The following is a 14,600-nucleotide window of genomic DNA, read 5'->3' on the forward strand; positions in this document are numbered from 1 at the left end:
TCCGTCAATGGGCGGCGCGCGCTATCGGGGAAAGATGAGCCGTTCGGATCCCCGCCTTTATGTTGAGAGCCCTGACCTTCCCTTCGCAGCTGGGCTGGAAATTCCGCTTCCTCCGGGACAGGCCCATTATCTGGGCAATGTATTGCGACAGAGGGTGGGCGATGCCGTTCGTGTTTTCAACGCCCGGGACGGGGAGTGGAGTGGATGTCTCCAGACTCTGAGGAAAGACCGGGGGAGCATTCGCCTTTATGTCCAGGAACGTCCGGCCCGGCCTACGGAGGGTGTGGAACTGCTGTTTGCGCCTCTCAAGCGTGATGCGACGGAACTGCTGATCCGCATGGGGACCGAGCTGGGAGTAACGCGCTTCATTCCCGTCGTGACCGAGCGGACCAACACACACCGTCTCAATCCCCAGCGGCTGTTCCTGATCGCCACAGAAGCGGCGGAGCAGTGCGAGCGGCTCGATGTCCCTTCCATTGCGCCGCTGGAACCGCTGAAGGCGGTCCTAGCAGAATGGCCGGATGGAAAACCGCTTTTCGCGGCGCTGGAGCGTCGTCCCGGAGAGGAAGACGGTTCCGTCCGTGCCGCGGCACTTCTGATCGGGCCGGAGGGTGGCTTCACGGAGGCTGAGGTGGCGCTGCTCCAGCGGACGCCCGCGGTTCATGCGTTGGGTCTGGGGCCGCTGATCCTGCGGGCCGAGACGGCTGTCTGCGCCGGGCTGGTCCGGCTGGCGGTTCGTCGGGGTGCCTGAGGGTGACAGGATTGTCGGACCTGCTACAAGTTCAGTGAATATCGAACAACGATTTTGAAACCGAGGCCCAACGCCATGTCCAATTCCGGTACACCCAATACTGCGCCCATCGAAAGCCGGGCACAGCTCGTCGAGGTTCTGGTGCGGGGCTGCAAGCCGAAATCGGAATGGAAAATCGGGACCGAGCATGAAAAATTCGGTTTCGTCCTGCCGGACAGGGCCAATGGTCGGCCGCCGCTTTTCCCGCCACCCTATGAGCCGCAGGGTATTGGCGCCCTTCTCCATGCGCTTCAGGGGCCTGACTGGGCGCCGATACATGACGGTGAAAACCTGATCGGTCTTCAGGGGCAGAATGCCCAGAACGGCCGCGCCATTTCCCTCGAACCCGCTGGACAGTTCGAGCTGTCCGGCGCGCCGCTCGTCAGCCTTCATGACACGCAGGCAGAAATGCAGGCGCATTTCGATATGGTGCGCGGACCGGCCCAGGATCTGGGACTCGGTTTTCTGCCCTTCGGCTTCCAGCCGCTATGGCCGCGTGACGCGATGCCTTGGATGCCGAAGACGCGCTACGCCATCATGCGCAATTACATGCCGAAGGTCGGATCGCTCGGGCTGGACATGATGACACGAACCTGCACGGTTCAGGTCAATCTCGATTTCAGCGATGAAGCCGACATGGCGCGCAAGATGCGTGTCTCGCTTGCGCTCCAGCCTCTGGCAACGGCGCTTTTCGCGAATTCTCCCTTCGTGGAAGGCAAGACGAACGGTTACCTCTCCAACCGCGCCCGGATCTGGACGGATACGGACAACCAGCGGGCCGGTCAGCCGCCGCTGTTCTTCGAGGACGGATTCGGCTTCGAACGCTACGTGGACTGGCTTCTGGATGTTCCGATGTATTTCGTTGCCCGGGACGGGAAGAACATCGACGTTGCCGGTGCGTCCTTCCGTCGCTGGATCGAAGGAGAGCCGCAGCCAGGCCTTGAGGGCCTGACACCGACCATCGGCGATTTCGAAGACCATCTGACAACGGCGTTTCCCGATGTGCGTCTCAAGCAGTTCCTCGAGATGCGGGGCGCGGATGCCGGACGTCTGGAAATGATGGTGGCGCAGTCTGCGTTCTGGGTAGGGCTGCTTTACGATCCGACTACGCTGGAAGCGGCCGAGAAGCTTGTGCGCGAGCAGCCATGGGAGACTTACGCCCAGCTTCGCGCGGAGGTGCCGAAGATCGCCATGAACGCGGCGTTCCCCGGTGGGCTGAAGCCGTTTGCGCAACGGGTTCTGGCCCTTGCAGAGCAGGGGCTGCGGGCGCGTGTGCGTGATGAGGCGGCATTCCTCGATCCGCTGCATCTGATCGCAGATGGTGGCCCGAATCAGGCTGAGTACTGGCAGGATCTCTATAACGGGGCGTGGGGACATGATGTTCGTCCGCTCTTTACGGAAGCCGCCGTCTGACGTGCCGAAACTCTCGGATCTTGGCGAACGGGAAATCCTCGCCCTTGCGATCGCCAGTGAAGAAGAGGACGGGCACATCTATGCCGATTTCGGACAGATGCTGGCCGATGACTACCCTGACAGTGCCGCCATTTTCCGGGAAATGGCGGCGGAAGAGGATCAGCACCGCCGCGCGCTGATCGACCTGTTCGTGCGCCGGTTCGGAAATCATATTCCGCTTGTGCGGCGGCAGGACGTACAGGGTTTTCCGGTCCGGCGGTCTGCCTGGCAGATGAAGAACCGTGGCATCGAGTCCATCCGGACACAGGCTGCGGAGATGGAGCGCCAGTCCGCCCGGTTTTACCGGCAGGCCGCCGCCCAGACCGTGGATGCGGAGATCCGCCGCCTGCTTGGGGATCTCGCGACGGAAGAGGATCGCCACCGCCGCGAAGCCCATCGTCTGGAAGACGAACATCTCGACGGTAGCAATCGGGACAGGGAAGACGAGCAGAGCCGCCGCGTTTTCGTACTGCGTATCGTGCAGCCAGGTCTTGTGGGGCTGATGGATGGTTCCGTATCCACGCTCGCGCCCGTTTTTGCGGCTGCTTTTGCGACGCACAGTTCCCATGCGGCTTTTCTTGTAGGGCTTGCGGCGTCTCTCGGCGCGGCAATTTCCATGGGGCTGGCGGAGGCTCTGGCCGATGATGGCAAGCTCTCCGGTCGGGGCGCTCCCCTTGCGCGGGGTGTGATCTGTGGTGCCATGACCTTCGGCGGCGGAATCGGCCATACCCTGCCGTTTCTTGTGCCGGAGTTTCATGCGGCGTTTGTGGTTGCGCTGGCTGCGGTCACGATCGAACTGCTGCTGATCTCATGGATCCGGTGGCGGTATCAGGATACGCCTTTCAGCGCGGCGCTGGCTCAGGTCCTGCTCGGCGGCGCTCTCGTTTTTGCAACCGGTGTTCTGATCGGCAGTTTCTGACATATGACGAACCGCGTTTTCTTCCGGGCTGCCATTCTGGCGAGCCTGTTTTCCGTGACCGCCCTGCCTTTCGCGCCTTCCGCTTCTGCCGCGGCGATCCAGCTTCGCCCCACGGAGCAGGGATGGGTGGACCGGATTCAGGATGCCTTGGGGCATGTCACGACCCTTCAGGCCCGCTTCCTCCAGACGGCCCCCGACGGCAAGACCAGTACGGGTACCGCGACGCTCGACCGTCCGGGGCGGATGCGCTTCGATTATGACAAGCCGAGTCCGCTGCTTCTGGTAGCGAATGACGGCAAGGTCGTGTTTCAGGACCGAAGCGTGGATCAGGTGACGGTCATGCCGCTGGATCGCACGCCGCTCGGGCTGCTTCTTCGGCCCGATCTGCGCCTTTCCGGCGATGTGACGGTTACGGGATTTGAGCATACGGGCGGACGGATCAACCTGCGTGTCGTCCGGACGGACAATCCGGGCGAGGGCGCGCTGACGCTCGTGTTTTCGGACAATCCCCTGAGCCTGCTGGGCTGGGTCGTGGTGGACGCGCAGGGCCGCACCACGACGATCGCCCTGTCCGGTGTCCACTTGGGCGGGCAGGTGTCGCAGTCCCTGTTTATCCTGCCCAAACCCGAGAACTGAAGGTCAGTCCTTCATCTCGCGGGAGAGTTCCAGCGCGCGGGCATAGACCGTGCGTTTAGGCAGTTTCACGATACCGGCCACCAGGGCGGCGGCGTCCTTGACGGAGTGCGTTGCCAGAGCTTCCCGCAGATGACTGTCGAGATCGGTCGCGCCGCTGTCATCTTCCGCCGGCGGCCCGATCAGCAGGGTGATCTCGCCCCGTGGAGCGGTCTGTTCGAAGTGAGTCAGAACTTCGGACAGCGTGCCGCGTATCATTTCTTCGAAACGTTTTGTCAGTTCCCGACCGACCGCGGCTTCCCGTTCTGGGCCGAAGACTTCGATCAGGTCGCGCAAGGCGTCCACCAGTCGATGGGGGGCTTCATACCAGACCAGCGTGGAACGCAGTCCGGCCTGTTCTGCCGCCCGTAACGTGCTGAAGCCGCTTTTGCGGGCCTCGCTCCGGGGCGCGGGAAAGCCGAGGAACAGGAAAGGCAGGGGAGGCAAGCCGGACAGCGTGAGCGCCGTAATGACTGCGTTCGGGCCGGGGATGGCCGTGACAGGGATGCCTTCGGCAATGGCCGCACGGACCAAGCGGTATCCCGGATCGGAGACGAGGGGCGTTCCGGCATCCGAGACGACGGCGAAGCGTTTCCCCTGTGCAAGCTGTCCGATCAGGAACGGGGTCCGGTCCTGCTCGTTATGGTCGTGCAATGTTCTGGTGGGGGTGGCAATGTTGCGCGAAAGAAGGAGTTTCGCGGTGACGCGGGTATCTTCACACAGGATCGCATCGACCGTGTTCAGGGCTTCGATCGCGCGTTCGCTGATGTCACCGAGGTTGCCGATCGGCGTTGCAACCAATATCAGACATCCACCCTCTTCTGTCGGGGGCTGTTCCGCGTGCGGAGCGGCCTGTAACGTTTCAGCCGCATCGCTCAAGGGAGTTTCAGCGGGCCATGATTTTTCAGACATCTGCATCCTCGGTGACAAACTCTGGGAGGCATTCTCCTCGCCTCGGCCATCTGCGCAAGGGTTTAAGCGCCGTTCTTGCCGCTGGGACCTTTCTGACGCTGACGGCCTGCTCGGGAACGTCCTCCGTGGTGCCGGGTGTGGGCGGCGTGCCGGCGGCCAAGCCTGGTGCCCACGAGGTCGGTCTGATCCTGCCCCTGACAGGGCGGTATGGCGCCATTGGCGGGCGGATGCGCGATGCGGCAAAGCTGGCCCTGGCCGCCAAAGGGTCTCCGGCGCTCGACGTTCATGACAGTGCCGGTCCCGGCGGCGCCGAGCAGGCCGCCCAGGATGCGCTTTCCCGTGGGGATGCCGTTATTCTCGGCCCGCTGACGGCGACCGATACCGGGATCGTGGCTCCGCTGGCCGTGAATGCCGCGACGCCGGAAATGGCGTTCACGAGCGATTCCACACAGGCTCGTCCCGGCGTCTGGATCATGGGTCTGACACCCGAGCAGCAGGTCCGGCGGATGGTAGATGCCGCCCGGGCGACCGGCCGCAAGACTTTCGCGGCGTTCCTGCCGGAAAATCCGCTGGGTCACGCCATGGGGGATGGTCTGCGCCGGGCCTGTCAGGATGCCGGGCTGAAAGAACCGCAGATCGTGTTCCATACCTCTGATCCCCAGAACATTGATGATGGTCTTCGCTCACTGTCGGCGATCGAAACCCGTCAGACTCCGGCCCCCGCCGCGCCGGATCAGTCCGGCCCGTCCGCGATTGATCCCACAGGCGAGACATCGGCCGCACCGGGGAACGGGCAGAGTGCCGCCCCGTCTGAATCTGCGTCATCCGCGACGCCGGCAGACGGAGAAAAACCTTCTGCACCCGCGCCGCAACCGCAGGTTACAGCTCCTCCGCCATTCGATGCGCTTGTTCTGGCTGATACGGGGCTTGATCTGGCCCATGTCATCACGGCGCTTCAGGCGGATCATGTCGAAACAGGGCAGGTCCAGATCATGGGGCCAGCGCTGTGGAAGGCATTCGATGGTAAGCTCAATGCCCTGCATGGCGCTTGGTATGCTGCACCGGATGCGCATGACCGTCTGGGATATGTCGCCCAGTACAAGGCGCTTTATCATCAGACGCCTTCGCCGGTCACGGATTTCGCTTATGACGCGGCGGCTCTGGCAGGGAACCTGATGAAGCAGGGCGGTATTACCGTACAGGGTCTGACGCGGCCGGACGGGTATATGGGTGTTGACGGTCTTTTCCGGCTGCGACCGGACGGTCATGTGACCCGTGCATTGGCGATTTTCCAGATCCAGCGCGGTGGAGGATCGAGGATTGTGGTCCCTGCCTCAAGGGATGTGGCGATCCGCCCGAGTTGAGCGTCATTTTCTGACGGAATGGAAAAAGGAAACCTGACTAGAAAATATTCCGGCCGGGTTTCCGCAGGCAGTTGAGGACTGAATGATTCGGTGAAGACGCGCTCAGGCTGCGCAGGTCTCCTCCAGCGGTAGAACAGGGCGGATGGTGTTCAGCGCGAGTTCGAAGCTGGAAAAACTGCCAAGTTCGTGATGACGGAGCTGGTCGATTAGCACCCAGCGCATGCCCTGCGGTCGAACCATATAGGCCGGATCGGGGTTTTCCCGGACCCAGATCAGAACATGCTCGACCGGGACTGTGCCGTCCACGTTCCTGATGTCCTGACCGGCCTTTGCGATCTCGGCGTCGAACAGACCCATGCGCTGCCCTGCGTCAAGCCACCGGAAAAGATATTCATGGTGACGGGGCAGAAAGCCCTGCCGCAAAGGCACGACGCTGCTGGCGGTGTGAGACCGGGAGGGATCGTGAAGGGGAGTTGCCTGCACCATCAGGAAGTCCTCGTCAAAAGCCGGGCGGGGGCAACCGCCCGATCGTGGTGATAACCTCAGGCTAAAAGGCGATGGCGGCGTTTCACAATATTTAAATAAACCCTGACGGCCTCTCCCAAAACAAAGACCACCAACTGTGACAAATCTGCCATGCTTCGTATGCATGGCTCAACATCATGTTGTCACATTCCGGTACAGGTCTTTGCTCCAGCGACGATGCAGCCAGAGCCAAGATCCCGGAACCTGTTCGATCCAGCTCTGGAGCCGGTCATTGAGCTGCTGCGTGAGGGCCAGGACATCGGCCTGCCGATTCTCTGTGGGTTGGGGCAGGAAGGGAGGATCGACCACCAGAACGAGCCTGGCCGGTCCGTCACGGCGGACATGCCCCGTAACGATCAGGGCCTTGTGGCGCAGGGCGAAGACGGCGGCGGCAGAAGCTGTCATGGCCGGGCGTCCGAAGAGGCGGGCCTCGATTCCGTCATTCATCTTCTGGTCTCCCAAAATGCCAAGATTTCCTCCTCTGGACAGATATTTCAGGGCGTCACGCGCACCTCTGGCCCCTTTTGGGAACATTGGAACATCCTGTCCCATGGCCTGTCGGCGCAGTTCATGGATCAGCCTGTCCACCCATGGGTTGCTGGCGGCGCGATAGAAGGATGCAAAGGGCATGCCGTATCGTGCCACGACAGGGGGCATCAGTTCCCAGTTTCCGATATGCCCGGAAAAGAAAATGACTGGTCGTCCGGACCTGTGCGCTTCCTCAAGATATTCCGCTCCTTCGACCCGCCACCCTGGCCCTTTGGGCGTATTCTGTATCAGGCGGCCGACATGGGGAAATTCCGCAACGGTCCGCCCGAGATTGTCCCAGCAGGCCCGGACGATGGCGAGGCGCTGCGGAGCTTTCAGGGCGGGCATGGCAAGCTGGAGGTTGCGGTCCGCCACGCGGGAGACCGGAAGCCGGGGACCAATTGTGCGGGCCACAGCGCCTCCCAGACTGGAAGCTGTGGCAGGTGGCAGCATGCGGATGAGCGCGAGGAGACCACGGACGAGAAGGGCTTCCGCCCGGTATGGGACGCTGTTCATGGGCGGTGGAAAAGAAGATCCAGAAGATGTTCGGGAAAGGCGGGATCATCCCAGAGCAGTTCGACGGAGATGACCCTGACCGTGGCGGCGAAAGCAGACGGGAGTTTGACAGCATCCTTGGCTGTGGTGACTAGAATGGTTCCCGCTTCCCGGCTGAGGACCTCGAGCCGCTGGATGTCCGTAGCGGAATAAACGTGATGATCCGGGAAAGGCAGGCATCGGATCGGGTTCACGCCTGCTTCCTTCAGCATGTCGAAAAATTTTTCCGGGCGGCCGATTCCGGCGAACGCCACGACACGTTTTCCCTGAAGGCTGCGGATCTCCGGACCAGGGAGCAGTCGAGCCTGCCCTTTCGGCAGGAGTGTGCTCAGTGTGGAGAGAAGCCGGAACCTGTCTTCCCCGATCACCACGATGGCCTGCGCCCGCCGCAGTGCATCGGCCAGTGGTTCCCGCAGGGGGCCGGCAGGGATGACGTGTCCATTGCCCAGTCCGACCCCGCCATCCATTACGAGAATCGAGAGCGTCTTTTGCAGGGAGGGATTCTGGAACCCGTCATCCATGATCAGGCAGTCCGCGCCAGCGGCACTGGCTAGTCGGGCCGTCTCTCCGCGGTTCCGACCGACCCAAGTCGGCGCGGCGCGTGCCAGAAGCAGAGGTTCGTCTCCTACGTCCCGGGCGGTATGGTGCCCCGGACGGACCTGAAGCGGGCCGCGTTCGCGCCCGCCGTGACCACGGCTCAAGATGTGAGGTTGATGGCCCCGTTCACGTAGGCGCTGCACAAGATCAAGGGCGAGAGGGGTCTTGCCGGTTCCCCCGGTCGTGACGTTGCCGCAGCAGAGAACAGGCACGGGTGCAGCATACCCTTCCTGCTGACGGCGGTGTCGCACGCCCCATGTCATGAGGGCGGCCAGCGGCCGGAGGAGCCATGCGGCCGGGCCCGACCGGGGGCGGGACCAGAAACGGGGTGGTTTCAGTCTCATTCCTCAATCATGCCCAGAATACGGTCCCGCAGTCGGTTTACGACCGGATGGTTGCAGCGTGCCTCCGTGACGGCAGGAAGGGACGTAACGATCCACTGCGCCAGACTTTCCATATCCTGAACGGAATGAACCACGCCGGAAAGCGTGCTCATGGCGTCCCGCCAGTTCTGCATTAGTGGACCGGTGGCTGTGGAGGTTCCGAGCCGCAGAGGTTCGAACGGATTGTGTCCGCCGCCGTTGCCACACAGGGAATTTCCGATCAGGCATCTGTCCGCCAGACGGTAGAACAGGCCCAGCTCGCCCAGTGTGTCCGCCAGCCAGACTGGCGTGGCAGCATCGGGTGTGGCGCCTGTCGAGCGACGTGGTAGGCCGAATTCGGCAGCCAGTTCCGCGCCCCGGACCGGATGGCGGGGTACGATGATGGTCAGCAGGTCCGGCTGTGTCCGTCGTGCCCGGGCAGCGGCGGCCAGAATGAGGGTTTCCTCCCCCGGATGGGTGGACGCCGCCACGAAGACAGGTCGTGAGCCGATCAGGGCTTTCAGGCGTGCCAGTTCCTTTTCATCGTAAGGAAGGGGTGGGGCATCCTGCTTGAGATCGCCATCCTCGAAGACGGGCGAGGCTCCGAGCGCCCTGAACCGTAGGGCATCTTCCGGTCCGCGGGCCGCAACCCAGGCAAGACGGGAAAGCATCCGTTTTGCCAGTCTGGGGACGCGCGCCCAGCGGCGGGCCGAGCAGTCTGACAGGCGGCCATTGACCAGCATGACCGGAATGCCGCGCCGATAACAGGCGGACACCATGCCCGGCCAGAGTTCGCTCTCCACGAAAACGACGCCATCCGGTCGCCAGTGCTTCAGGAAACGCCGGACCCAGCGCGGCACGTCATGGGGAATGAACTGATGGATCAGACGATCACCCGAAGAGGCATGGCGCGCGACAATGTCACTGCCGGTCACCGTTGCGGTCGTGAACAGGACATGGAGATCGGGCTGCTTCTGCAGGAGGGCTTCCACCAGGGGGAGTGCGCTCAGCGTTTCACCGACACTCGCGGCATGGACCCACAGGAGTGGCCCGGCTGGCCGTGATGGGGCGCCAAGACCCATTCGTTCCCGCAGGCGGGTGCGGATTTCTTTGCCCCGGTGCAGGCGTATTCTCAGCATGATGGTCAGCGCGGGGGCAAGCAGTGTTCCGGTCAGATGCCAGAGACGGTCTGCCAGACTGCGTTTCTGGCGCTGAACGAGGATGTCGGCCTGTTGCGAGACCGCGCGCAGGGCATCCTGAAGGGTTTCAGCGTCGGGCTGAAAAAGCGGAGCCCCAGCGACCATCGCACCGTGACCGAATGGCAGGGGAAATGCCAGTCCATCCCAGGAAGGCAGGCGCAGACCGCTGCAGGACAGCCCCATGGGAACGACGGCGCATTTCGCCAGACGGGAAAGGGCTACTGTACCGGGCTGGACCTGCTCGGCCGGTCCGCGCGGGCCGTCGGGCGTGATGGCGACCAGCGCGCCGTTCCTCAGTTCTTTCAGGGCCACGCGTAGAACGGAAGCGCCGCCTTTGTCCTTTCCTTTCCGCCCGGAGGAGCCGTGGATGCCGATAATGTCCCACGGACGGACAGTCTGTGAGATCAGCTGGCCGTCACGGTTGCGGGAAATCAGCACGCGCAGGCGCAGGGCCGGCTCAATGCGGCGTGCCCAGAACCACAGGGCCGGGCTGAGCGTCAGGGAGCGGTGCCAGAATGCCACCACCGTTCCCTGGTGTGCCGTGGTCAGGAGACGCCTTGACCGTGCCGATCCCCTGACCTGCCAGCGCGTTGAACGCAGGCAGATTCCCAGCCAGAGACGGATCGGACGTGCGGGCGAAATCATGTTCGGTCCGGTAGCACGTGGGGCGGCGGCCCGCAAAAATGGCAACAATCAGGCGGCAGGATTACTTCCGGACAAAGTGCTGGACCTGAAGGCTGGTGAAGGTCACGCGGCCCATATCATTGTGGGATGGCATGTGCCAGCCGGTCTCTCCCGCAACGGCTTCGAACCAGAAAGGTGGTGCAGTCGCGGCGGAGGGTAGGAGAAACGTGCTTTTCGTACCGTTGACCGTCACACGCAGCAGGCCGTCCGGACGGGTCTCGAAGCGGTAGCTGACCCGGCCCTCAGGATAGACCGTTCCCACCACCGCCGTCTTCACGCCGGTATCCGTATGGACCACAGCTTCGACCTGATTGGCCGTGGCACGCAGATCCGCGACGGAGCCTGTCTTGCTGGCGATGCGGCCGATCGTGATCTGGCCGTTCCGGGGGAAGTGATCAATATGTAGGCTAGCCTGCATGACGCCCGGTGTTTCCTGAAAATACCATGCCGTGTTTTCCCGCAGCAGCGTCTCCGGAGCGATCTGCCCGCGAATGGCGGGCTGAAGCCCATCCGTCTGGAGGGTTATGGCTCCGGTTCCGGGATTCTGCTGGTAGAAACTGCTGTGATAGCCTTGGATCAGGGTCGTGGAGGGAACCAGTCTCAGTTTCAGGCGGGCAGCAGGTTCTTGGAGGGTGAAGTTTCCGGTTTCCGGCCGCTGCGACAGATCCAGCGCCTGTGCGGGCAGAATAGTGGTCAGAGCCAGAAGAGCGGCAAACAGGAAGCGGATAGGAAAAGGCATGATGGTATGTCTTCCGGCTGACGGGAACGGGGGCGTATCATGGCCTGTCCACCCTCTTCGGGAAAGGGTGGACAGGATCTGCGCTTCAGCGACTCATGAGAACCGTCAGTTCCGCCCGTTCAAGAATATGCCGTGTGACACCCCCCAGGATCATCTGGCGCAGACGTGAATGGGAATAGGCCCCCATGCCGAGCATGTCGGCTTCGAATTCCCGGGCCGCTTTCAGAATACCCGCGCCGATATTCCGGTCCACCGGCTCAAAAACGCGGGCGGTGGCGGAAATGCCATGCATCCGCAGATAGGTCACGACAGCCTCGGCATCCGGGCCACGGCGCTGGTAATCCTGACAGCTCAGGACCTGAACAGCCTCGGCAGTATGGGCCCATGGCAGAATGCAGCGAAGGGCGAGGGATGCTTCGGGCGTTCCGTTCCAGGCGATAACGATGCGCCGCCCAACCGTCTTGGGAGGCTTCGGGGGCGCGATGACAAGGGGACGCCCGCTGTCGAACAGGATGGAATGAAGCGTTTCCGAAGCCCGCGGGTCTGCACCGGCCGAGAGGTTGGGCACCAGCGTCATGTCCGCCAGACGGGACCGCCAGGGCAGGGCGTCATGCTCTGTCCCGTCCAGAACCTCAAGGCTGGCGCTGACACCGTCGCCCGGTGCGCTGCCCAGCCGGCGGGGGTCGATCCGGCGGATGCTGTGCCGCCCGACGAATGTGTCGAAGCACGAGCGGATCTCGATGGCCCGGCGCTGGGCTTCCGTGGTGGCCGTGTCGATCATTTCATTGACCATCCCGGCGGAAATGCCTTCGCCGGCCAGTGTCGCGACTTCGGACGGATCCGAACCCACCACAACGGCGGACAGATGGGCTTCAAAGCGTTTCGCGAAGTCGAGCGCCACCGACATGACCGACTCCAGATCTCCGGAGCCATTCAGGGGGAGAAGAATATTCTTGATCTCGATAAGCATGGGTGAGGTCTCCCCGGGTTCAGAGTATGTTCTGTCTTATTGTGTTTCTGATGTCTTTACGGATAGAGGCGCGTTACGTTCCATCCCTTGTCATCCCCGCTTTTGCTGCGCGTCCATACGGCACGGTCATGCAGACGGAACGGCCGATCCTGCCAGAACTCGATGGCTTCGGGCACCACACGAAAACCTGACCAGTTGGCGGGACGCGGGATCGGGCCATCACCATATTTTTCCTGCACGGTTTTCAGGCGCTCTTCGAATGTCTTCCGGTCATCCAGCGGACGGGACTGGTCCGAGGCGATGGCCCCAAGACGGGATGTCCGCGAGCGACTGGTGAAATAAGCATCCGCTTCCGCCGCGCTGACGGGCTCCACCGGGCCTTCGATCCGGATCTGGCGCCGCAGGGACTTCCAGTGAAAAAGCAGGGCGGCGTGAGGGTTCTCCCGCAGCTCCCGGCCCTTCCGGCTTTCGAGGTTCGTATAGAAGACGAATCCGCGCTCATCTGCGCCCTTCAGGAGCAGCATCCGCACGGAAGGACGCCCATCCGGCGTTGCGGTTGCGACGGCCATGGCGTTCGGGTCGTTCGGTTCGGTTTTCTCCGCTTCCGCCATCCATGTCGCGAACAGAGCGAAAGGATCGGCCGCAAGATCGATCAGGGGGATGTCGGACATGAAACTCTCCTTGAGTGGCGGAAAATGGCGGCCCGCAGGCTGGACTGAACAATGAACTGCACCGGAAACAGGGACTGCAAACGGCAGAAGTGCCCTTCCGGATGCGTCATATGCAGCATGCAGTATCTTCCCGCTTACGGGAATATTTCGCATCGGGCCTTGATCTGTCTCAGCATGCGCTGCCGCAACAGGCCACTGACCGGTCGGATGAGCAGCCAGTAGGGCAGGAAACGCCACCAGATCTTCCAGGACGGACAGGTCACCGTCGTGGAGGTTGCCAGACGCGTTTTCCCGTCCTGTCCAGGAGAGACGGTGAAGCTCAGGAAAAGGGTGCAGAGATCCTCCCTTTGATATGCAAGGAATTCGCTTCGTGAAGAGATGCGGCGCAGGCCGTATCCCGCTTTCCAGAAGGCGCCCTGAAGCCCGTAAACCCGCCGGACGCAGTCCTGTTCCAGAAGTGTGAAGTCTGTCAGGTCCAGTGGGGGAGACGTGGACTGTCGGAGCAGTCGCGCTGGCCATTCCCGCAGACGGATGGCCAGACGGGCCAGAGGATCGTGCTGGATGCGGTATCGGCCGGATTCTTCCAGAACCGTTGCAGGTGTGGCCGCGATGTCAATGACATGGTGTTCATGGAAGGCAGGCCCCGTGCGCGGACAGGTTTCAGCCATCTGGATTGCCTTACTGTGACGATGTCCGGAAAAACACGCCGACCGGGAAAAGAGCAGAGGTCGGAGAGGAGAGTCTTGTTTGCGGAGTGTGGCTGTGCGACCACCACCCTAATCACGCAAAAGCGATTCAGGAAATCAACATGTCTGAAACCGAAGGCACTCTTCCGGCTCCTGCAACCGGTACCCTCATGAAGGGCAAGCGCGGCGTTGTCATGGGTGTCGCCAACAAGCATTCCATCGCCTGGGCCATTGCCAGCGCCTGTGCCGCGCAGGGAGCGGAACTCGCTTTCACCTATCAGGGGGAGGCCCTTGGCAAGCGCGTCCGCCCGCTGGCCGAGAGCGTCGGGTCCGATCTCGTTCTGCCCTGTGATGTCAGCGATGACGCGGCCATCGACGAGACTTTTGCCGAGATCGAGCGGAAATGGGGAAAGATCGACTTTCTTGTTCACGCCATCGGCTGGGCGGACAAGCAGTTCCTGCGCGGACGTTATCTCGATACGCCGCGAGATGCTTTCCTCAAGGCCATGGACATTTCCTGTTTTTCCTTCACGGCGGTCGCCAGGCGCGCCTCGGCCATGATGAATCCGGGTGGCTCGCTCCTGACGCTGACCTATCTCGGCGCCGAGCGTGTCATGCCACATTATAACGTCATGGGCGTGGCCAAGGCGGCGCTTGAAGCGTCCGTGCGTTACATGGCCGCAGATCTGGGACGTGACGACATCCGCGTCAACGGCATCTCTGCCGGGCCGATCATGACGCTTGCCGCCAACGGGATCAGTGACTTCCGTTACATCCTGCGCTGGAACCAGCTCAACTCCCCGATGGAACGTAACGTTGCGCTCAAGGATGTTGGTGGGTCCGGGCTGTATCTCCTGTCCGATCTTTCCAGCGGCGTGACGGGCGAAGTCCATCACGTGGATTGCGGTTATCACATCGTAGGTATGAAGAACCCGGATGCGCCGGATATCGCCGTCGCCACATCCGGAGACTGAT

General features: G+C 62.4%; 15 protein-coding genes. 6 read left to right on the plus strand and 9 right to left on the minus strand.

The window, feature by feature from the left end:
* Positions 1 to 7: 7 nt before the first annotated feature.
* The 4 genes from GMO_RS03200 (at position 8) to GMO_RS03215 (ending at position 3,797) form a co-directional block, all read left to right on the plus strand.
* Positions 8 to 751, plus strand: coding sequence for a 16S rRNA (uracil(1498)-N(3))-methyltransferase (locus GMO_RS03200; protein ID WP_008850831.1), 744 nt, complete (start codon positions 8 to 10; stop codon positions 749 to 751).
* Positions 752 to 826: 75 nt separating this feature from the next.
* Positions 827 to 2,203, plus strand: a complete 1,377-nt coding sequence (locus GMO_RS03205) for a glutamate--cysteine ligase (protein WP_008850832.1) — start codon at positions 827 to 829, stop codon at positions 2,201 to 2,203.
* 1 nt (position 2,204) lies between these two features.
* The gene (gene mbfA, locus GMO_RS03210) at positions 2,205 to 3,161 is read left to right on the plus strand and encodes an iron exporter MbfA (protein WP_008850833.1); all 957 of its coding nucleotides are present in this window, start codon (positions 2,205 to 2,207) and stop codon (positions 3,159 to 3,161) included.
* 3 nt (positions 3,162 to 3,164) lie between these two features.
* Entirely contained in the window at positions 3,165 to 3,797 is a 633-nt protein-coding gene (locus GMO_RS03215) for a LolA family protein (RefSeq protein ID WP_008850834.1), read from the plus strand.
* 3 nt (positions 3,798 to 3,800) lie between these two features.
* Here GMO_RS03215 and rsmI read toward each other — a convergent pair whose 3' ends face one another.
* Positions 3,801 to 4,634 (minus strand): 16S rRNA (cytidine(1402)-2'-O)-methyltransferase, encoded by an 834-nt coding sequence (rsmI, locus tag GMO_RS03220; RefSeq protein WP_040507402.1) that lies wholly within the window; start codon positions 4,632 to 4,634, stop codon positions 3,801 to 3,803.
* A 95-nt stretch (positions 4,635 to 4,729) separates the two neighbouring features.
* Between rsmI and GMO_RS03225 the strand changes: the two genes are divergently transcribed.
* Positions 4,730 to 6,109, plus strand: a complete 1,380-nt coding sequence (locus GMO_RS03225; protein WP_083813585.1) for a penicillin-binding protein activator — start codon at positions 4,730 to 4,732, stop codon at positions 6,107 to 6,109.
* 102 nt (positions 6,110 to 6,211) lie between these two features.
* On the opposite strand, the gene GMO_RS03230 is transcribed toward GMO_RS03225, so the two are convergent.
* The 8 genes from GMO_RS03230 to GMO_RS03265 form a co-directional block, all read right to left on the minus strand.
* Complete coding sequence (locus tag GMO_RS03230) at positions 6,212 to 6,595, minus strand: hypothetical protein (protein WP_040507404.1); 384 nt, start codon at positions 6,593 to 6,595, stop codon at positions 6,212 to 6,214.
* 174 nt (positions 6,596 to 6,769) lie between these two features.
* Complete coding sequence (locus GMO_RS03235) at positions 6,770 to 7,678, minus strand: lysophospholipid acyltransferase family protein (protein WP_008850838.1); 909 nt, start codon at positions 7,676 to 7,678, stop codon at positions 6,770 to 6,772.
* Positions 7,675 to 8,652 (minus strand): tetraacyldisaccharide 4'-kinase, encoded by a 978-nt coding sequence (gene lpxK, locus GMO_RS03240; protein WP_408734791.1) that lies wholly within the window; start codon positions 8,650 to 8,652, stop codon positions 7,675 to 7,677. The genes GMO_RS03235 and lpxK overlap by 4 nt, the downstream gene beginning before the upstream one ends.
* A gap of 2 nt (positions 8,653 to 8,654) precedes the next feature.
* A complete protein-coding gene (locus GMO_RS03245) occupies positions 8,655 to 10,520 on the minus strand; it encodes a glycosyltransferase N-terminal domain-containing protein (RefSeq protein WP_008850840.1) in 1,866 nt (621 codons plus the stop codon).
* A gap of 61 nt (positions 10,521 to 10,581) precedes the next feature.
* Complete coding sequence (locus GMO_RS03250; RefSeq protein WP_008850841.1) at positions 10,582 to 11,298, minus strand: hypothetical protein; 717 nt, start codon at positions 11,296 to 11,298, stop codon at positions 10,582 to 10,584.
* 85 nt (positions 11,299 to 11,383) lie between these two features.
* Positions 11,384 to 12,268, minus strand: a complete 885-nt coding sequence (locus GMO_RS03255) for a universal stress protein (protein WP_008850842.1) — start codon at positions 12,266 to 12,268, stop codon at positions 11,384 to 11,386.
* 56 nt (positions 12,269 to 12,324) lie between these two features.
* On the minus strand, positions 12,325 to 12,939 hold the full coding sequence (gene pdxH, locus GMO_RS03260; RefSeq protein WP_008850843.1) for a pyridoxamine 5'-phosphate oxidase: 615 nt from the start codon (positions 12,937 to 12,939) through the stop codon (positions 12,325 to 12,327).
* 134 nt (positions 12,940 to 13,073) lie between these two features.
* Positions 13,074 to 13,607, minus strand: a complete 534-nt coding sequence (locus GMO_RS03265) for a hypothetical protein (protein WP_008850845.1) — start codon at positions 13,605 to 13,607, stop codon at positions 13,074 to 13,076.
* Between the two features lie 140 nt (positions 13,608 to 13,747).
* Here GMO_RS03265 and fabI point away from each other — a divergent pair, with 140 nt between their 5' ends.
* On the plus strand, positions 13,748 to 14,599 hold the full coding sequence (gene fabI, locus GMO_RS03270; RefSeq protein ID WP_008850846.1) for an enoyl-ACP reductase FabI: 852 nt from the start codon (positions 13,748 to 13,750) through the stop codon (positions 14,597 to 14,599).
* Position 14,600: the final 1 nt, after the last annotated feature.

The organism is Gluconobacter morbifer G707 (assembly GCF_000234355.1).
Classification (GTDB): domain Bacteria; phylum Pseudomonadota; class Alphaproteobacteria; order Acetobacterales; family Acetobacteraceae; genus Gluconobacter; species Gluconobacter morbifer.